The sequence below is a fragment of the Pseudomonas sp. B21-023 genome (genome assembly GCF_024749165.1).
Classification (GTDB): Bacteria; Pseudomonadota; Gammaproteobacteria; order Pseudomonadales; family Pseudomonadaceae; genus Aquipseudomonas.
The window spans coordinates 3,325,543-3,343,915 of sequence record NZ_CP087190.1 but is presented as its reverse complement, the minus strand read 5'-3'; the positions used below and the strand labels follow the sequence as shown (position 1 = coordinate 3,343,915).

Here is an 18,373-nt window from a genome sequence, read left to right as displayed (position 1 = left end):
CTCGTCACTACCTGCTTGGGGGGGCGAAAGCGGAGTATTGTTGATAGCCTCTAACGACTCAGGCGGCCAGTATTTGCAGACTTGTGGGTCATATCACTTTTACCGCACGGCCAATGAACTTCACCGGCCCCGTCGGCAGCCCGGTGGGCGAACCGCCGGACTTCTCCAATGTCAGCTCGAACAACTGATTGGCCTCCAGTGGCGGCAGGCTCTGCAGCGGAACACGATAGGGCTCACCGGGTTTGACCAGGCCCAGCGAAACCGGTGCGCGCCACTGCTCGCCCTTGGTCCAGAACTGCAGGGCCATGCCTTCGGGGACTGCATCCTTGCCAAGCGGGATCAGCTCGATCATACGGCTGTCGCTGGTCTGTACCACCCAGCCAGGTGCCTGGCTGCTCGGTGCCACGAGCACTACCACGAATTGAGTGGTGGGCGGGGGTGTCGTCAGCAGCATGAACGTCAGCAACACGCTTGCTGCCAGCCCCGCAGTACTCAGTGCTTGCCACAGGCCGAGCCGTTGCCACCACTTGACTGAGGGGGTGGCCAATTCACTCAGGCTGCGCTGGATTCGGCCCCACAGGCGGGCGCTTGGTGGCCGCGCAGCAGCCAGCGCGGTCAGCTCCAGCAGGCGTGCCTCCCAGGCATCCACCGCGGCGCGCAAGTACGGGTCGGTGCCCAGGCGCTCGGTCACTGCGGCGTGTTGCTCCGGTGACAAGACCCCCAATACAAACTCGCCGGCGAGGGTGTCCAGTGCTTCGGCAGTATCCGGGTTCATTCCAGGCACTCCCGCAGGGCCTTCAGGCTGCGCTTGATCCAGGCTTTGACGGTGCCCAATGGCGCACCCAGTAGCCCGGCGATTTCGGCGTGGCTGCAACCGTCCACATAGGCGTGCAGGATGCAACGCTGGGGGGCGGGCTGCAATTGTTCGAGGCAACGGTAGATTTTCGCCGAGCCTGACCAGAGGTCAATGTCATCGAGCTCCCCGTGTAATGCAGTTGAAATGTCGAGGTGGGCGTCATCCAGCACGGCTTCACGGCGAGTATCGCGGATCGTATTCAGCGCCAGGTGGCGGGTGATGCTGTAGATCCAGCCCCGAGCTGAGCCGCGCGTCGGATCGAAGCTGGCAGCGCGGGTCCAGATGCGGATGAAGGCATCGTGGACGATATCTTCTGCGGTGGCGTCATCACGGGCAATGCGCCGGGCAACACCCAACAGGCGTGCACCTTCGTGATCATAGAGCGCCTGCAGGGCTCGGCGGTCGCCCTGTGCACAGGCCTTCAGGCAACGATCGAAATCGAAGTCGGTGACAGGCGAGTTCAACGTGTGCGGTTTCCTTGTTGTATGCAAGTTACCCCGGCCAATCAGCCGGGGGCTTGCCAACGAGCGTAGATGAACGGTTGCAACGTGTCTGCTCAAGCGTCCTTCACTTGGCTGTCCAGAACACATAGTCAGCCTGGTACTGGACGATCTGCTTGGCACCTTTGTTTTGCGCCGTGCAGTCGCTTGCCGGCGCCACGCCGCCGCGGGTGGCCAGGCGCTGGATATAGCTGACTCCCTGCATGGCGCCTTTGCCTTCGGCCGGGTTGGCCTTGACCAGTTGATAGGGTATGGCGCCCTTGTCGGCAGGTGCCACCGCCAGCTGGGTGCCGGTGACTTTCGATCCGTCCTTGGCCTGCCAGGTGGCGGGTGGGCCGAAGTAGTCGCCCACCTGTTTGCCTGCACGGTCATTGAGCACGGCCTTGGGGCCGACGAAGGTCCATTCGGTCTGGCCGGGGGTGTTGGCCTTGTCGCGGCACTCGTAGGTGATCTCGCCGACGCCTACGGTCTCGAGCAATACGCGATGGCCATCGGGGACCTTGACCGCATCAGGCAGCGCGGATTGGGCGTATGCGGGTTGCAGCGTCAGGGCGAGGCTGCAGGCGAGCAGGCAGGCGGAGGATTTGAGGCTCATGGGTATGGCTCCTGACAGGTGATTGGGCTGGGCAGTCACAGGCCGCCCACTAGCAATACCCGCCAACGAGCAAACTGGATGCACTTAAATGGGAAAAATGGGTTTAGCCCACAACCTGCCAATAGGTCGACGCCTTTCCTGCGCATTTTCACCAACGCACCATGACTCCCCGGGGACTGAACACCTAGCCAGCGCATCGTGATGCTACTCAAGACACCGCGAACGCCCGCGATGGATTTACTCACCAGTCACTGTTCGGATACGTCACGGAAGGTGCGCTCTTCATCGAGCAACTGTGCGGCAATTTTCTTCCGTTTAGCTTTCAGCGGGGCGATGTGATTGGAATATCGCGATGCGCGGCACGGGCCAGTTCGCGTGCATCTTTCAAGCCGATGTCGGGGTAGCGGCCGATCGCGTACGCCAATATTTGGCTGCAGGTTTGCTCGACTTTTTTCAGAGAGACAAGCCCCCCTCATATATCCGCTGACGTGCTGGAAATGAGCGGAATACGATGGGCGGTTTTGGACTGATGTACTCAGCATCTCTATGAATCGATTAGTATTTTTTCATATAAGTAGAAGCTTTTCACAAGCGGTTGGGGTCGCCGAAAAGCATTTGAACATGTTGCGGGGGAAATAAGCCATGGCGTCTCACTTTTTACGCTTTCTTTATGCAGCGGGTCGTGGCATGCGTTGATACTGGTGCGGTCATTTCCGGTGCCTTCTCGCTGACCCGCCAGGCCATTCAGCTCGGCTATGTACCGCGCATGTTCATCCAGCACACCTCCAGCGAAGAGCAAGGGCAGATCTACATCGGCATGGTCAACTGGGCGCTGATGGCGGGCGTGGTGCTGCTTGTGATCGGCTTCGAGTCGTCCAGTGCGCTGGCCGCCGCGTACGGCGTGGCGGTGACTGGCACCATGCTGATCACCACGCTGTTGGCCTCGGCGGTGGTCTTGCTTCTGTGGAAGACACCGCGCTGGTTGGCGATTCCTTTGTTGTTAGGCTTCTTGCTGGTGGACGGCCTGTACTTTGCCGCCAACGCCCCGAAAATTTTGCAAGGCGGTGCCTTCCCGGTGATCGCCGGCCTGGCGCTGTTCGTGCTGATGACCACCTGGAAGCGTGGGCGCAGCATTGTCGTCGAGCGGCTGGATGAAACTGCATTGCCGCTGCCGTTGTTCATCGGCAGCGTGCAGGCGCAGCCGCCCCATCGCGTGCAAGGGACGGCGGTGTTCTTGACTGCGCGCACTGATGCAGTCCCCCATGCCTTGCTGCACAACCAGGTGTTGCACGAGCAGGTGGTGTTGCTGACGGTCGTCTCGGAGGACTCGCCACGGATCAGCGCCGACAAGCGCTTCGAGGTGGAGGCTTTCGGCCAGGGTTTCTTCAGGGTCAGCCTGCATTTTGGCTTCATGGAAGAGCCAGACGTGCCTCTCGCGCTCAGCAAGAGCAGCACCGCCGAACTGGACTTCAGCCCCATGCGCACCACTTATTTCCTCAGCCGGGAAACCGTGGTACCGACCAAACGGATCGGCATGGCCAAGTGGCGCGAGCATCTGTTCGCTTTCCTGCTCAAGAATGCCAACAGCAATCTCAAGTATTTCAAGCTGCCGCTGAACCGGGTAATCGAACTGGGCACCCAGGTCGAAATGTAAGGCGGATTAGGGCATGAACCGGTAACCCACGCCGGTTTCCGTCACCAGGTGGCGAGGCTGGGATGGGTCGGCTTCGATCTTCTTGCGCAGCCCGCCCATGAATACCCGCAGGTAGGGCGTGTCGGTGGTGGGCGTCGTGGATTACGCCGTTCACCTGCTGTCACGGATCAAGATGCTGGTGCAGAAGGGCATCGAGATCGACGAGGCCATCCTGGCGGCCATGCAGGGCGTCGGGCGCTCGACGGTGGTCAACGTCGTGAACTTCTCGATTGGCTTTGTCGCGCTGCTGTTCTCCGCCTACAAACCCGTCATTGACCTGGGTGTATTGGTGATACGGGCGCTGTCATCCAGCGGCTTCATGACCATTTTGTTGGTCACGCTGATTTCGCCGTGGTTATTTGCCTCGATTGTGTCGCAGCCAGCAGTGCAAGAGGGCGAGCAGCCGGGGGGGCTGTGCCAGGCTAAATCGCCGGGGCGCCTGCGTGCTGAAAACGGCACGGGGCGCCATGGCCGTTCAGGGGCGGCGGAGCGGATTCAGCGGGCCTTTTCCAGGTGTTCGAACTGGCATTGCATCTGAGCATCTTTGAGGCTCAGCTCAAACTCAACCAAGCCGTCATGCACTTGCTGCAAGGCCTGGATCTGCCCCATCAATTCCTGCTTTTTGTTATCGATGGCCTGCATGGCCAGATCCCAGGGCAGCTCCTGGCCGCGATGATCCTGCAGAATGGCCTGCATTTCCTTGAGCTTGAAGCCGAGTTGCTGAGCGCATTTGATGAAGGTCAGCAGCTCTACGCTTTGCTGGCTGTAGATGCGGTACTTGCCTTCGCGTTGCGGGGGGGGCAACAGGCCGATTTCTTCGTAATGTCGAATGCTTTTGACGGTGGTGCCCGACAGCTGGGCGGCTTTGCCGATGTACATGAAAATCCCTTTTTTTGACGCATCAGAAGCGAGAGGATGTCGCGCGCTCGTACAAGCGCGCGACATCTTTGCATAAGCGCCGGGGGGCAGGAAGCCGGGTTGGACATGGTGTCACAGCAGGGAGACTCGGCCGATCAGCGGCTGGCGATCGCCTGGACTTGTTTGAGCCAGGCTTCACGCTGTTCCGGCGTGGAGCCCAATACCGGACCGAAGGTCAGGGTTTTCAGGGGTTTTATGCCGCAGAACGCCAGGGTGGTCTTGCGCATTTGCTGCAGGCCCGGCATGCGATACACCCAGCGGTAGTACCACGGCGGCGTGTCCATGGTCACCAAAAGGTGAGCCGTGCGGCCCTTGAGCAGCTTGTCCGGGAAGGGCGAGCCCTTGCGGTACTTGAAGGCAAAACCGGGCAGAAACACGCGGTCGAAGAACCCCTTGAGCAACGCCGGAATGCCGCCCCACCAGATCGGGTACACCAATGTCAGGTGTTCGGCCCAGCTAATGTCGTTTTGTGCGTTGAGCAGATCGGGCTCGAGCAACTGGATCTGGTTATAGCCAGCGTGCAAGACCGGATCGAAATCCAGGGCGCCCAGACGCAGCAGACGGACCTGATGGCCTGCTTGCGTGGCGGCCTCGACGTAACGTTCGGTCACGGCGCCGCAAAAGCTGTCGTTTGAAGGGTGGCCGAGGATCACGAGCATGCGTTTGCTCTTCATGACAAACTCCAGATAATGGAGTGCCAAGGGTAAAGTCTGCCCTTAACGGTAGAGTCAAGCCTTACCGGCTACTGGTAGAGACAAACAGTCCTGCAGCGCTTGGGTGTAACCCGGCAGATTGCTTGCCGAAAAGTGTCAACCATGTCTCCGCATGCCCAGCGTGCTGCCTTGGCGGAACTCATCCCGGCCTGGGTCGGCTGGTACAGCCTCCATGATCAGATGACTCAATGCCCGAAACAGCTTCACGTTGGCGTTGCCTTCAAAACCTTGCGGGTCGTTCTGCTCGGCCCGGGCAGCTGCTTCTTGCAATTTGCGTAGTTGCAAAGTCACACCTTCATGGAACAACAGTGTCCAGCCATGTCGCAGCATCAGATCGCGACCTCACCATCGATATCTTCGTCCAGGTTCACGGAGTGCTTTGCGTTGGCGAGCATGGTTTGCGCCAAGTCTTCCGGCAGAGTGGTGAGGTTGCGGCCGCCTCGGATATTAGCCGCCAGCAAACCCAGGAACGCACCAATGGCAGGGTCTTCGTGGGTGGTTTCTACGCGGCTGACCACGATTTCACCCCCGCGCACGTCGAATGCAATCTTGCCGCCAGTGTCGAGGCCCAGAAGCTGTCGAACGGACTTGGGCACTGTGACCTGCCCCTTCGAGGTCAACGTGGCGATTTCGTGGATGGCAGGCATGAGCGTTCTCCCGGATGAATTGATCAAATAGCAAGGAAATATCCTTACATGGTCAATTTCGGTTGGTGGTTGATTGCTCCAAGATCCCTAGAGGCTATCCGGATCCCCGAAGAACATCTGTATCCGCGACCTCAACCACCGCTCTGCCGGATCATTGTCCTGCGCCCCGCGCCAGGCCATGTGCAGCTCGAAGCTGCGCACTTCCAGCGGCAGATCCTCGGCCCGCAGGCCGCCCGCTGCCGTGAGCGCATCGGCGGTGTAATCCGGCACGGTGGCAACGATATCCGTCCCCGCCAGCAAGCTCCCCAAGCCGTTGAACTGCGGCACGGCCAGCACCACATGGCGCTTGCGGCCGATCTCCTCCAGCGCCTCGTCGATGAACCCGGACAGGTCGCCGGCGAACGACACCAGCGCGTGGGGCCGGGCGCAGAAGTCGTCCAGGGTGATGTTGCCGGGCATGCTGTCGGCGCGCAGCAGCTTGGGCATGCTGCGGCGCAGTACCTTGCGCTTGGCGTTGGCCGGCAGGTCGCTGGTGTAGCTCACGCCCACCGAGATTTCGCCGGAGGCCAGCAGGGTGGGCATCAGCAGGTAGTTGACCCGGCGCACCACCAGCACGATGCCGGGCGCTTCGGCGCGGATGCGCTTGAGCAACTGGGGCAGCAGGGCGAACTCGGCATCGTCCGACAGGCCGATGCGGAACACGGCGTTACTGGTGGCCGGGTCGAACTCGGCGGCGCGGCTGACGGCGGTGGAGATCGAGTCCAGCGCCGGCGACAGCAGGGCGAAGATCTCGTGGGCGCGCGCCGATGGCTCCATGCTGCGGCCTGTGCGCACGAACAGCGGGTCGTCGAACAGGTTGCGCAGGCGCGACAGCGCGGCGCTGATCGCCGGCTGGCCGAGGAACAGTTTCTCGGCGGCGCGGGTCACGCTGCGTTCGTGCATCAGCGTCTCGAACACGATCAGCAGGTTGAGGTCTACGCGACGCAAGTCGTTACGATTCATTCGATGCGGCTCGCCTGAAGTGGGGCAGGGGTGAATCTTAAGGCCAAAGGCTGGTACCCTGCACCGATTTCCGGGTGCCAATGCACAGATTTGTCAGGGGCCCAATCAATGACAGGCATGTCGACTATTAACAGCCACTGATGGTCCAACCGTGAAAGCCCGGATAAAGTCCGTGGTAATACGAGATTCACAAAGGCGAGGTATGCGATGTCCCGCATGATCCGTTTCCACAAGTTCGGCCAGGCCGATGTGCTCCGTTGCGAGGAGCAGGCCGAACCGTCACCGGCCACCGGCGAGGTGCAGATCCGCGTCGAGGCGATCGGCATCAGCTGGTACGACGTGCTCTGGCGGCAGAACCTGGCGCCGTCCCAGGCGCGGCTGCCGGCGGGTATCGGCCATGAGATGGCCGGCGTGGTCACCGCGGTCGGCGAGGGAGTGGACGATATCGCGGTGGGCGACCGGGTCGCCAGCTTCCCGGCCACCAGCCCCAACGACCACCCGGTCTACGGTGACGTGATCGTGCTGCCGCGCAGCGCCATCACCCGTTATCCGGACGTGCTGACCCCGATCGAGGCCAGCGTGCACTACACCCCGCTGCTGATCGCCTACTTCGCCTATGTCGACCTGGCCCGGGCCAAGGCCGGGCAGACCGCGCTGGTCACCGACGCCAGCCACTGCGCCGGGCCGGCTTTCGTGCAACTGGGCAAGGCCCTGGGGTTGAAGGTGTTCGCCGCCACCAAGGAACCCGAGCAGCGTGAGTACCTGCTGGGCCTGGGCGCGGACAAGGTGATCGTCACCGAGGAGCAGGACCTGCTGATGCAGATCGGCAAGTACACCGATGGCCGTGGCGTGGACATGGTCCTCGACGGCATGGGCGGCCCGCAGATGTCGCTGCTCGGCGATGTCCTGGCACCGCGCGGCAGCCTGGTGCTGTATGGCCTGCAGGGCGGCAACCAGACGCCGTTCCCGGCCTGCGCGGCGTTCCAGAAGAACATCCAGTTCCATGTGCACTGCATCGGCAACTTCACCGGCAAGCCGGAGCTGGGCATCGCCCAGGACCAGGTGGCGTTGCAACGGGCCTTGCGCGACATCAACCAGTTCACCGCCGACCAGTTGCTGACACCGCAGATCATCAAGGTGTACCCGTTCGAGCAGGTGGTCGAGGCGCACCGGCATATGGACGCCTGCCCTTGCGGTGGACGGGTGGTGCTGGACATGGGCGGGCAGGGCTGACGCTGCCGACGCCAGCGCCGGGCAAGCCCGCTTCTACCGCCGTTGCATGACGCCCGCCCTGTAGGGGCGGGCCTTGGTTCGTGGCCTCACTGCCAAACATTGCTAATTTTCTTACCCGGTTTTGGGAAGTTTCCTTCAAGCCCGGTCAGCTATTCATCTGCCAGAATCGGACTTCAATTCGAAGCCGTCAGGGAGATGGAGCGATAGCATGACCGAGACCCACGACCAAGCCATGCACTATATCTACCAGCAAGTCCTGCAGCGCCTGCTGGAGCACATGAGCCAGGCCCAGCGCGCCTCGGTGCAGTTGCTGATCCAGCGCCTGCTGGTCATCGCTGGCGGCCAGGAATACATCGGCAACCTGCGGGTACTGGCCCTGCACGGCGTGGACCGGCGCAGCGCGCATCTGCTGGCCTGCCTGCGCGCCGCGCAACTGAGTATCGCCATTCGCCACGCCGCCACTTTCCGCCTGCGGGTGCTGGCGGCCCGCCTGCCCACCCTCGACGACACCGCCCTGGCCCTTCACGACCGTTGCTTCAGCGCACTGTTCCTGCACGATGATCCACGGGTGGAGCTGTTGCGCGCCGATGGCGGGCAGCTTGGCCCATTTGGTGCCCGACAGGCCTGTTCGGCCGAACAATTGGCCGCCGCGGGTAACGCCTGGCTGCTGTTCGGGCACCTCGCCGGCGGGCAGCCCGGGGCTTTGCTCGGCGCCAGGGGGTATCTGGATGTGGGGGCCAGCCTTGGGCAGGTGCTGGGTGGACAAGACGGCGAGCAGCTCCTGGTCAGCGCCGCGCCGCTTGCCCAGCGCCACCGCCTGCTGGCCTGGGGGCGGCGTTGCCTGCGCCATAGCGGGGAGGTCGCGCACACCGTGACACCCCACAGCGTCCTGGCCGCCGGTGTCGAACAGCTGCACCAGATGCTGTCCGACCCTTGGCAGTCGCCGACAGCGCCCATGCACGATCAGCCCTGGGGCGATACCCACCTGATGACGGTGGAGGATCTGCTGCGCCATCCCGATGACGGCGGGCACCTTGACCGCATGCTCGGGCGGGAGGAGGCGCAGGCCTGGCATGCCCAGGGGCCGGCAGGGTTGTTCGACCCCTTGCCGCTGGCCCACCTGCATGGCCTCAAGGCGCAGTACCTCGAGCAGCGTACCTACCGCGAGGGCGCGCAGGCGTTCTATCAGCGTTTGCGCCAGCCGGCGGTGGCCTGGCCGCAGGGGCGGGCCTTGCGCGACGAGGCTCAGGCGCGACTGCTTGCGGCCTATGGCGTCAATGAAGCGCAATTGGTCTGCCAGCTGTTCACCCCCTTCGACGCACAGGGGCACAACCTCGAAGCCTTCGTGCTGCGCTGCCACCCCGGTATGCGCGTGGCGTTGCCATACCTGCACCGTGCCCTGCAGGGCCAGCCTTGTCCGGAGCCTGTCAGCCAGTGGCTGGTGGACACCAGCGGCCTGCAGCTCGCGCAGTTGCGGGCGCTGTACGCCGGCACGCTCGGCAGCCAGGCGCGGCGCCTGTATCAGTTGCTGGGGCGGCGCGACCTGTGGCTGCGGCCGCTGCCGACCGGTTCGTGGAGCAGCGCGTGACCGTTGATCCAGCGCACTTGCCCAGCAGGCGGTCTGTATGTATAACCAGTGCTTGTTCCCCTGCGCCCGACCTGCACCGTGATCGCCCATTCTGTCGATGATCCCTTGTACTACCTGTATAACTTCCGTCAGGTCCTGAGCTGGGTCGGGCAACGCTACGCCGACCTGCTGGACCGCGATGAGCACCGTTTCATCCAGGTGTTCAGCGAGTTGCCTGTGTCAGCGCAGGCGCTGCTGGTACGGATGGTCATGCGCAAGGGCGAGTGGTTTCGCAGGGACAAGCTCGACTACGCCGAGATCGGCGATGCCGACGCGGCCCTGGTGCCGCTGTTGGCTTTGGGCTGGGTAACAGCCGACGCACCGTTGGCCGTCGAGCAATTGTGGGCTTTGCTGCGCAAGGATGAGCTGGCCGGGCTTTTCGCCGGGAAAATTCCCCGGCCTAGGGCCAGCAAGGCCGAATTGCTGGAACAGTTGCAGGCACTCGAGCTGGCGCCCAGGCCCCTGGCACAGTGGTGCCCCGATTTCCCGACGCTGATCCTGCACTGGAGCCGGCAGCCATTATGCGACCGGCTGCGGCTGTTGTTCTTTGGCAACCTGTACCAGAGCTGGTCCGATTTCGTGCTGGCCGATCTGGGCGTGTTCCGTTACGAACAGGTGGCGTTCAGCGCCGACTCGCGGGCCTTGCGCCAGCGTAGCGAGGTCGACCTGGCCATGGCCTTGCACCAGTGCGCCGAGCGCCTCGAGCAGGGCGCCGCGCCCGCCGAACTGCTCGCGGCACTCGCGGGCCTTGACCACAGCAACCCCTGGTTGGTCCGTCGTCGGGCGCGGCTGCTGTTCAGCATCGGCCAGCAATGCGAGCGTGCTGGCGACTGGGACCTGGCGTTGCAGGTCTATGCCGACTGCGCCCACCCCGAGGCGCGCATCCGCCAGGTCCGGGTATACGAGCGCAGCGAGCAGTGGCAGCCGGCACTCGCATTGGCCCAGGCCATGGCCCAGGCGCCTGCCAACGCGTTGGAATGCCAGGCGCTGGAGCGCATGCTGCTACGGTTGGCGCGCAAGCTCGGCGGCCCGCCACAACCGCGTCGGCGCACGAGCGCGGTCACGCTCATCGAGCTGGAACTGCCGGCCGTGATGGCGGCACTGGGGGTGGAGGAGGCGGTGCGTCTGTATCTGGAGCAGCAGGGCGGGGCTGTCCACTACGTCGAGAACACCCTGTTCAACAGCCTGTTCGGCCTGCTGTGCTGGGAGGCGATCTTCGCACCGGTACCAGGTGCTTTCTTCAACCCATTCCAGGCCGGGCCCCAGGACCTGCATGACACGGACTTCCAACTGCGCCGCGCCGAGCTGTTCGCAACCTGCCTGGGCCGGCTCGACGATGGCAGTCACCGTGAGGCCATTCGGGCCTGCCATGCGGCCAAGCAAGGCCTGCAGTCGCCGTTTGTGTTCTGGCAGATGCTCGATGAGCCACTGCTCGAACAGGCACTCGAGCACCTGCCGCCCGAGCATTTGAAAGCCTGCTTCCTGCGTTTGCTGCAGGACATCCGCGCCAACCGCGCCGGCATGCCCGACCTTATCCAGTTCTGGCCGGGGCAGGGCGGCTATCGCATGGTCGAGGTCAAGGGGCCGGGCGACCGCCTGCAGGACAACCAGCTGCGCTGGCTCGAGTTCTGCCACGCCCACGGGTTGCCGGTGGCGGTCTGCCATGTGCGCTGGCAGGCTACGCCGGCATGAGCTACACCGTGGCCGTGCGCGCCCTGTGCGAATTCAGCGCCAAGGTCGGCGATCTCGACCTGCGTTTCACGCCGTCGCCCAGTGCCCAGGAAGGTATCGCCGGGCACCGCCGGGTGGTGGCCAAGCGCGGCGCCGGCTATGAGTCGGAGGTGGCGCTGGAGGGCGAATACCAAGGCCTGAGGGTGCGCGGCCGTGCCGATGGCTACGACCCGGCACGCAACCGGCTGGAAGAGATCAAGACCCATCGCGGCGACCTCGCCCGCCAGCCCGACAATCACCGCCAACTGCACTGGGCCCAGGCCAAGGTCTACGCCTGGCTGCTGTGCCAGGCGCGGCAGTTGCCGGCGATCGACGTGGCGCTGGTGTACCTGGACGTCGACAGCGACGGCCAGACCGTGATCAGCGAGCATTGCGGCGCCGACGACCTCAGGCGTTTTTTCGAAGCTCAGTGCCAGCGCTTCCTGGCCTGGGCGCAGGCGCAGGAACGACGCCTGGCCGAACGCGACCGGGGTCTGCTGGCCCTGACCTTTCCTTTCCCTGCGTTGCGTCAAGGCCAGCGGCAACTGGCCGAGACCCTGTACAAGGCGGTGAGCACCGGCCGTTGCCTGATGGCTCAGGCCAGCACCGGCATCGGCAAGACCCTCGGCACCCTGTTTCCGCTGCTCAAGGCCGTGGTGCCTCAGCAGTTGGACAAGCTTTACTTCCTCACGGCCAAGACCCCAGGGCGGGCCCTGGCCCTCGATGCATTGCGCCAGATTACCCAGGCGTCGCCGCAACCGGCCCTGCGCAGCCTGGAGCTGATCGCCCGCGACAAGGCCTGCGAGTTTCCGCAAAACGCCTGCCATGGCGAGTCCTGTCCCTTGGCGCGGGGCTTCTACGACCGCTTGCCCGCTGCCCGTGAAGCGGCCGCGCAGGTGCCGTTGCTCGACCGCGCCAGCCTGCGCGAGGTGGCCTTGGCACATCAGGTCTGCCCCTATTACCTGGGGCAGGAGATGGCGCGCTGGGTCGACCTGCTGGTGGCCGACTACAACTACTACTTCGACGCCCATGCATTGCTGTTCGGCCTGGCCCAGGCCAATCAGTGGCGCACGGCGGTGCTGGTGGACGAGGCGCACAACCTGGTCGAGCGCGGACGGCAGATGTACAGCGCCAGCCTCGACCAGGGCCAGTTGCTGGCACTGCGCCAGGCCAAGCCGGCCGGTCTGGGCAGCGCCCTGGACCGACTGAATCGGCAATGGAACGCGTTGTACAAGGGGCAGGTCGCGCCCTACCAGGCGAGCGAACAGCTGCCCGACGCCTTCCTGCGCGCCCTGCAGCAGTGCATCGGGCTGATCCAGGAGCGCATGAACCAGGCGCCTGCCGAGGTCGAGCCCAAGGTGCTGGAGTTCTACTTCCAGGCCTTGCAGTTCAGCCGTATCGCCGAGCTGTTCGATGAGCACTTCCTGTTCGATATCAGTCCGCGCAACGGCCCCCGTGGACGGCGCCTGGCCACGTTGTGCCTGCGCAACGTGGTGCCTGCCCGGCTGCTGGGCCCCCGCATGAGCGCGGCGCGCAGCGTCACACTGTTTTCCGCGACCCTGAATCCCCGGCACTTCTACACCGACCTGCTGGGCATGCCGGCCGACACTGCATGGCTGGAAGTCGCCGCGCCGTTTCGCGCCGAGCAGTTGCAGGTGCGCATCGTCAGCGAGGTGTCTACCCGCTACCAGCAGCGCCATGCCTCACTGGCGCCGATCGTCGAGCTGATCGCCGCTCAGTTTGCTGGCCAGCCGGGCAACTACCTGGCCTTCTTCAGCAGCTTCGAGTACCTCGAACAGGTGGCGCGACTGCTGGCCGAACGCTACCCAGCGCTACCCATCTGGCGCCAGTCTCCCGGCATGGACGAGGCCAGCCGCGAGGCCTTCCTGGCGCGCTTCGTGGAGCACGGTCAGGGGGTGGGTTTCGCCGTGCTCGGTGGCGCCTTCGGCGAGGGTGTCGACCTGCCGGGCAGCCGCTTGATCGGCGCTTTCGTCGCCACCCTCGGACTGCCCCAGGTCAATCCGGTCAACGAACAGTTCAAGCAGCGCCTGGGCCGCCAGTTCGGCGCCGGTTTCGACTATGCGTATCTCTATCCTGGGGTGCGCAAGGTGATCCAGGCCGCAGGCCGGGTGATCCGCGGCGACCACGACCGGGGTGTACTGGTGCTGATCGACGAGCGCTTTGCCGAACCACGGGTTCGGCAGATGTTCCCCGGCTGGTGGCAACTGGCGTGAACGCGGCCATCGCCTGGCGCTGAAACTCCCAGTACACTGCGCGTTCCAACACCAACATCCGTTGATTTCGAGGTTCCGCATGACGCTCAGTCCTTTGGCAGGCAAGCCGGCTCCGGCCAGCGTGCTGGTCGATATCCCCCGCCTGTTGACCGCTTACTACACCGGCCGTCCTGACGCCGCGGTGGCGGCCCAGCGCGTGGCCTTCGGCACCTCGGGCCACCGCGGCACTTCGTTCGAACTGAGCTTCAACGAATACCATGTGCTGGCGATCACCCAGGCCATCTGCCTGTATCGCCAGGAGAAAGGCATCGACGGCCCGTTGTTCATCGGTGCCGATACCCACGCGTTGTCCGCCCCGGCCGCCGCCAGCGCCCTGGAGGTGTTGGCCGCCAACGGCGTGCAGGTGATGTTGAGCAAGGACGACGAGTACACGCCGACACCGGCAGTGTCCCATGCCATCCTCTGTTACAACCGTGGCCGCCAGCAGGGCCTGGCCGACGGCATCGTCATCACCCCGTCGCACAACCCGCCGCAGAGCGGCGGCTTCAAGTACAACCCGCCCAACGGCGGCCCGGCCGACAGCGACGTGACCAAGTGGATCGAGGCCAAGGCGAACGAGCTGCTGGCGGCGAACCTGGCCGGCGTCAAGCGCATGGACTACCAGCAGGCGCTGGCGGCGCCGACCACTCAGCGCCACGACTACGTGAGCAGCTATGTCGCCGACCTGGAAAACGTCATCGACTTCGACGTGATCCGCAGCGCCAACCTGCGCCTGGGCGTCGATCCATTGGGCGGTGCCGGCGTGCGCTACTGGTCGGCCATCGCCGAGCACTACCAGCTGAACCTGGAAGTGGTGAACACCGAGGTCGATCCGACCTTCCGCTTCATGACCGTCGACTGGGACGGGCAGATCCGCATGGACCCGTCCTCGCCTTACGCCATGCAAGGCCTGATCGGCCTGCGCGAGCGGTTCGACGTGGCCTTCGCCTGTGACCCGGACCACGACCGCCACGGCATCGTCACCGCCGATGGCCTGCTGCAGCCGAACAACTACCTGGCCGTGGCAATCGACTACCTGTACCGCAACCGCCCGCAATGGCGCAGCGATGCCGCCGTGGGCAAGACCGTGGTCTCCAGCGGCCTGATCGACCGCGTCACCGCTGGCCTGGGCCGTGAGCTTTACGAAGTGCCGGTGGGCTTCAAGTTCTTCGCCCAGGGCCTGTTCGACGGCTCGCTGGGCTTTGGTGGCGAAGAGAGCGCGGGCGCCTCGTTCCTGCGCAAGGACGGCTCTGTCTGGGCCACCGACAAGGACGGCCTGATTCCGGCGCTGCTGGCGGCCGAGATGACCGCCCGCACCGGGCGCAACCCGAGCCAGATCTACGCCGACCTGACCGCCAAGCTGGGCAAGCCGTACGCCACCCGTGTCGAGGCCAAGGCCGACGCTCGGCAGAAGGCGTTGCTGAGCAAGCTGGCGCCGGAACAGGTCAAGTCCACCGAGCTTGCCGGCGAGCCGATCCAGCAGATCCTCAGCCATGCGCCGGGTAACAACCAGGCCATTGGCGGCCTGAAGGTGATGACCGAGAACGGCTGGTTCGCCGCGCGGCCGTCCGGTACCGAGGATATCTACAAGATCTACGCCGAAAGCTTCATCGACGAGGCGCACCTCAACCGCCTGGTGGCCGAAGCCCAAGTGTTGGTGGACGCGGCGATCGCCTGATCGACGCATCGCGGGGCAAGCCTGCTCCCACTGCCTGCTTGGTTCAGGCGTGGGAGCGGGCTTGCCCCGCGAGTCGTTTGGTTGTTCCACTGATGGAACGATCTATGCCGTTTCAGCTATCTACCGCAGTATTGGCCTCATCTGTAAGGTGTAACCCATCAACAGGAGGCTTCTCATGAAAAAGATCCAGGGTATCCACCGCAGCCCCAACGCCCACTGGGTGGGCGACGGCTTCCCGGTGCGCAGCCTGTTCACCTACGACCACCTGGCGCGGCATATCAGCCCGTTCCTGCTGCTCGATTATGCCGGGCCGCATGACTTCGCCCCGACCACTGCACGGCGTGGTGTCGGCCAGCACCCGCACCGCGGTTTCGAGACCGTCACCATCGTCTACCAGGGCGAACTGGAGCACCGCGACTCCACTGGTGCGGGCGGTCTGATCGGGCCGGGCGACGTGCAATGGATGACCGCCGCGGGCGGCATCATCCACGAGGAGTTCCATTCCCCGGCATTCGCCCAGCGCGGCGGCACGCTGGAGATGGTGCAGCTGTGGGTCAACCTGCCAGCCAGGGACAAGCGCGCCGCAGCGGGCTACCAGACGCTGTTGGCCAACGACATTCCCGTGGTGACACTGGAAGGCGAGGCGGGCAGCCTGCGGGTGATCGCCGGGCGTTACCTTGACCATCAGGGGCCGGCGCGCACCTTTACCGAGATGGACGTCTGGGACCTGCGCTTGAAGGCGGGTGCCACGCTGCAACTGCCGGCGGCCGCCGGGCGCAATGCCGCGCTGGTGGTGCTGCGCGGCACGCTGCGGGTCAACGATGAGCGCGAAGCCGGTGCGGCCAGCCTGGTATTGCTGGAGCGCGACGGTGACGGCGTGCGCCTCGAGGCACTGGCGGACGTCAGCGTGCTGCTGCTCAGCGGCGAGCCGATCGACGAGCCCATCGTCGGGTATGGCCCGTTCGTGATGAACAGCCAGGCCGAGATCGCCGAATCGTTCGATGATTTCCAGGCCGGGCGGTTCGGGCAGATGGGAGGTACCGAGCGCGGCGTCCGACAATGACAAAGCGTTGACTCCAATCGCCGGCAAGCCGGCTCCCACAGGATCTGTGCTATCCCTGTGGGAGCCGGTTTGCCGGCGATTGCTTTTTCAGAAGATCACAGCTGATCCGGCACCACCGCGATCACATCGATCTCCATCAGCCACTCGGCCTGCGCCAACCCCGCCACCACCAACCCGGTGGAAATCGGGAACACGCCCTTGAGCCACTTGCCCACTTCCTTGTACACCGGCTCACGGAACCGTGGGTCGGTGATGTAGGTGGTGGTCTTGACGATATGCGACAGGTCCGAACCTGCCTCTTCAAGCAACTGCTTGACGTTCTTCATCGCCTGTTCGGCCTGCGCCTGCGGGTCGCCCAGGCCGACCAGGCGGCCTTCGAAATCGGTGCCGACCTGCCCGCGCACGTAGATGGTGTTGCCGGCGCGCACCGCCTGGCACAGGTCATTGTCCAGGGTCTGGTTGGGGTAGGTGGCCTTGGTGTTGAACATGCGGATGCGAGTGTGAGTAGGCATCAGTGGGCTCCGAAAGTGCTGATGTTGCTGATCAAGGGTTGCTGCTCATCTGCCGCGCGCTGCTCGCGGTCGCGGTAAGCCAGGTAGGTACGCTGGGTGGCGATGTGACCGGCGACGTGCTTGGCGTCGTGCCACACGCCCCAGATGAACGAAGAGCCACGGCGCGACAGCCAGGGCAGGCCGAGGAAGTACACGCCTGGTTCTTTCGACACGCCACGCTGGTGCTGCGGCTTGCCATTGGCGTCGAAGGCGTCCACCTGCAGCCAGCTGAAGTCCACGCCGTAGCCGGTGGCCCAGATGATGGTGTTGACGTTGGCCTGGGCCAGGTCCAGCTCGCGCAGCGGGTTGCTGACGCAGGCAGGGTCGGGCAGGCGCTTGCGCGCTTCGGGCTCTTGCGGCAGGTCCAGGCCGTTGCGTTCGACATAGGCGTCGGCGGCGTCCAGCAGGGCCAGGTAGTTCTCGTCGCCGCGGTTGATGTTCTCGGCCAGGTTGTCCTGGAAGCGCGCCACGCCGCCCTCGAACGACTGGGTCAGGCCGACCAGGGTCATGCCCTGGTGGGCGAGGGCGCGGAAGTCCACGGTGTGGCCACCACGGGCGCCGGACACGGCGATGGTCACATGCTCGCGGCCGGGCTTGGCGATCTCGGCATCCCATTCGCCGAGCACGCCCAGCCACCAGCAGAAATCACGGTTGCGGTAGCTGCGTGGCGGGCGGTCGTGGGCACCCACCGACAGGTACACCTGGCGCCCGGCGCGCATCAGCTCCTCGGCGATCTGCACGCCGGAGGAGCCGGCGCCCACCACCAGCACCGCGCCTTCAGGCAGTTGCCCGGGGTTGTAGTAGGCGGCGGAGTGGATCTGGTGCAGGCCTTCGTCCTTTGGCGCGATGGCCGGGATCACCGGGCGCTGGAACGGGCCGGTGGCGGCCACCACGCGGTTGGCGTGGATCACGCCCTGGTTGGTTTCGATGGTGAAGCCCGGGCGGTCGGCGTTGCGCACCACCTGCCTGACCTCGACGCCGGTGCGCACCGGCAGGTTGTATTTGCGCACGTACTGCTCGAAGTAGTCGGCGACCTGGTCCTTGCCGGCGAAGGCGTCGGCGTCGAGGTCGAATTCAAGGCCCGGGAAGCGGTCGTGCCAGGCCGGCCCGTTGGCCACCAGCGAATCCCAGCGCCCGGTGCGCCAGGCCTCGGCGATGCGCTTGCGCTCCAGCACCAGGTGCGGCACGCCAAGCTTGCTCAGGTGTTCGCTCATGGCCACGCCGGCTTGGCCGGCGCCGACTACGAGGGTGTCGATTTCGATGTTGTTCAGTGTCATGTCCCAGCCCTTCTTCAGCGGCGTTCTTGTTCAGGTC

16 protein-coding genes and 3 pseudogenes are annotated in these 18,373 nt (G+C 64.5%); 8 read left to right on the top strand and 11 right to left on the bottom strand.

Annotation, left to right across the window (positions count from 1 at the left end; all coding sequences use genetic code 11):
• Positions 1-88: 88 nt before the first annotated feature.
• The 3 genes from LOY42_RS14975 to LOY42_RS14965 all read right to left on the bottom strand — a co-directional run bounded on the left by LOY42_RS14975 (position 89) and on the right by LOY42_RS14965 (position 1,951).
• Positions 89-775: an anti-sigma factor domain-containing protein gene (locus LOY42_RS14975; RefSeq protein WP_139670785.1), complete on the bottom strand. Its 687-nt coding sequence runs from the start codon at positions 773-775 to the stop codon at positions 89-91.
• A complete protein-coding gene (locus LOY42_RS14970) occupies positions 772-1,320 on the bottom strand; it encodes a sigma-70 family RNA polymerase sigma factor (RefSeq protein WP_111532427.1) in 549 nt (182 codons plus the stop codon). The genes LOY42_RS14975 and LOY42_RS14970 overlap by 4 nt, the downstream gene beginning before the upstream one ends.
• 103 nt (positions 1,321-1,423) lie before the next feature.
• The gene (locus LOY42_RS14965; RefSeq protein WP_111532426.1) at positions 1,424-1,951 is read right to left on the bottom strand and encodes a DUF3455 domain-containing protein; all 528 of its coding nucleotides are present in this window, start codon (positions 1,949-1,951) and stop codon (positions 1,424-1,426) included.
• Between the two features lie 700 nt (positions 1,952-2,651).
• Here LOY42_RS14965 and LOY42_RS14955 point away from each other — a divergent pair.
• Positions 2,652-3,605: pseudogene (locus LOY42_RS14955) on the top strand (KUP/HAK/KT family potassium transporter); the annotation flags it as partial.
• 6 nt (positions 3,606-3,611) lie between these two features.
• On the opposite strand, the gene LOY42_RS14950 reads toward LOY42_RS14955, so the two are convergent.
• Positions 3,612-3,704 carry a winged helix-turn-helix domain-containing protein gene (locus tag LOY42_RS14950; RefSeq protein ID WP_305955890.1) on the bottom strand — a complete coding sequence of 31 codons (93 nt, stop codon included), beginning with the start codon at positions 3,702-3,704 and terminating at the stop codon, positions 3,612-3,614.
• Positions 3,705-3,729: 25 nt separating this feature from the next.
• Here LOY42_RS14950 and LOY42_RS14945 point away from each other — a divergent pair.
• Positions 3,730-4,056, top strand: a pseudogene (locus tag LOY42_RS14945) (MMPL family transporter); the annotation flags it as partial.
• A gap of 83 nt (positions 4,057-4,139) precedes the next feature.
• On the opposite strand, the gene LOY42_RS14940 reads toward LOY42_RS14945, so the two are convergent.
• The 5 genes and pseudogenes from LOY42_RS14940 to LOY42_RS14920 all read right to left on the bottom strand — a co-directional run bounded on the left by LOY42_RS14940 (position 4,140) and on the right by LOY42_RS14920 (position 6,924).
• Complete coding sequence (locus tag LOY42_RS14940) at positions 4,140-4,523, bottom strand: MerR family transcriptional regulator (protein ID WP_003253954.1); 384 nt, start codon at positions 4,521-4,523, stop codon at positions 4,140-4,142.
• A gap of 134 nt (positions 4,524-4,657) precedes the next feature.
• Positions 4,658-5,236, bottom strand: coding sequence for an NAD(P)H-dependent oxidoreductase (locus tag LOY42_RS14935; RefSeq protein WP_258598123.1), 579 nt, complete (start codon positions 5,234-5,236; stop codon positions 4,658-4,660).
• Between the two features lie 153 nt (positions 5,237-5,389).
• Positions 5,390-5,605, bottom strand: a pseudogene (locus LOY42_RS14930) (type II toxin-antitoxin system YhaV family toxin); the annotation flags it as partial.
• A complete protein-coding gene (locus tag LOY42_RS14925; RefSeq protein ID WP_139670791.1) occupies positions 5,605-5,922 on the bottom strand; it encodes a type II toxin-antitoxin system PrlF family antitoxin in 318 nt (105 codons plus the stop codon). The gene LOY42_RS14925 and the pseudogene LOY42_RS14930, both read right to left, overlap by 1 nt.
• A gap of 87 nt (positions 5,923-6,009) precedes the next feature.
• A complete protein-coding gene (locus LOY42_RS14920) occupies positions 6,010-6,924 on the bottom strand; it encodes a LysR family transcriptional regulator (RefSeq protein WP_046855927.1) in 915 nt (304 codons plus the stop codon).
• Positions 6,925-7,131: 207 nt separating this feature from the next.
• On the opposite strand from LOY42_RS14920, the gene LOY42_RS14915 reads away from it, so the two are divergent.
• The 6 genes from LOY42_RS14915 to LOY42_RS14890 all read left to right on the top strand — a co-directional run bounded on the left by LOY42_RS14915 (position 7,132) and on the right by LOY42_RS14890 (position 16,508).
• Positions 7,132-8,157, top strand: coding sequence for a zinc-dependent alcohol dehydrogenase family protein (locus tag LOY42_RS14915; protein ID WP_139670793.1), 1,026 nt, complete (start codon positions 7,132-7,134; stop codon positions 8,155-8,157).
• Positions 8,158-8,365: 208 nt separating this feature from the next.
• Positions 8,366-9,745, top strand: coding sequence for a hypothetical protein (locus LOY42_RS14910; RefSeq protein ID WP_258598118.1), 1,380 nt, complete (start codon positions 8,366-8,368; stop codon positions 9,743-9,745).
• Between the two features lie 78 nt (positions 9,746-9,823).
• Positions 9,824-11,476, top strand: a complete 1,653-nt coding sequence (locus LOY42_RS14905; RefSeq protein WP_258601218.1) for a VRR-NUC domain-containing protein — start codon at positions 9,824-9,826, stop codon at positions 11,474-11,476.
• Positions 11,473-13,728, top strand: coding sequence for an ATP-dependent DNA helicase (locus LOY42_RS14900; protein WP_258598116.1), 2,256 nt, complete (start codon positions 11,473-11,475; stop codon positions 13,726-13,728). Before LOY42_RS14905 ends, LOY42_RS14900 begins: the two co-directional genes overlap by 4 nt.
• A 79-nt stretch (positions 13,729-13,807) precedes the next feature.
• Positions 13,808-15,445, top strand: a complete 1,638-nt coding sequence (gene pgm / locus LOY42_RS14895) for a phosphoglucomutase (alpha-D-glucose-1,6-bisphosphate-dependent) (RefSeq protein ID WP_258598114.1) — start codon at positions 13,808-13,810, stop codon at positions 15,443-15,445.
• Positions 15,446-15,620: 175 nt separating this feature from the next.
• Positions 15,621-16,508 carry a pirin family protein gene (locus tag LOY42_RS14890; protein WP_258598112.1) on the top strand — a complete coding sequence of 296 codons (888 nt, stop codon included), beginning with the start codon at positions 15,621-15,623 and terminating at the stop codon, positions 16,506-16,508.
• Positions 16,509-16,603: 95 nt separating this feature from the next.
• Here LOY42_RS14890 and LOY42_RS14885 read toward each other — a convergent pair whose 3' ends face one another.
• Both LOY42_RS14885 and LOY42_RS14880 read right to left on the bottom strand, forming a co-directional pair.
• Positions 16,604-17,020, bottom strand: coding sequence for a RidA family protein (locus tag LOY42_RS14885; protein WP_023632135.1), 417 nt, complete (start codon positions 17,018-17,020; stop codon positions 16,604-16,606).
• The gene (locus LOY42_RS14880) at positions 17,020-18,336 is read right to left on the bottom strand and encodes an NAD(P)/FAD-dependent oxidoreductase (RefSeq protein ID WP_258598110.1); all 1,317 of its coding nucleotides are present in this window, start codon (positions 18,334-18,336) and stop codon (positions 17,020-17,022) included. Before LOY42_RS14880 ends, LOY42_RS14885 begins: the two co-directional genes overlap by 1 nt.
• Positions 18,337-18,373 lie beyond the last annotated feature (37 nt).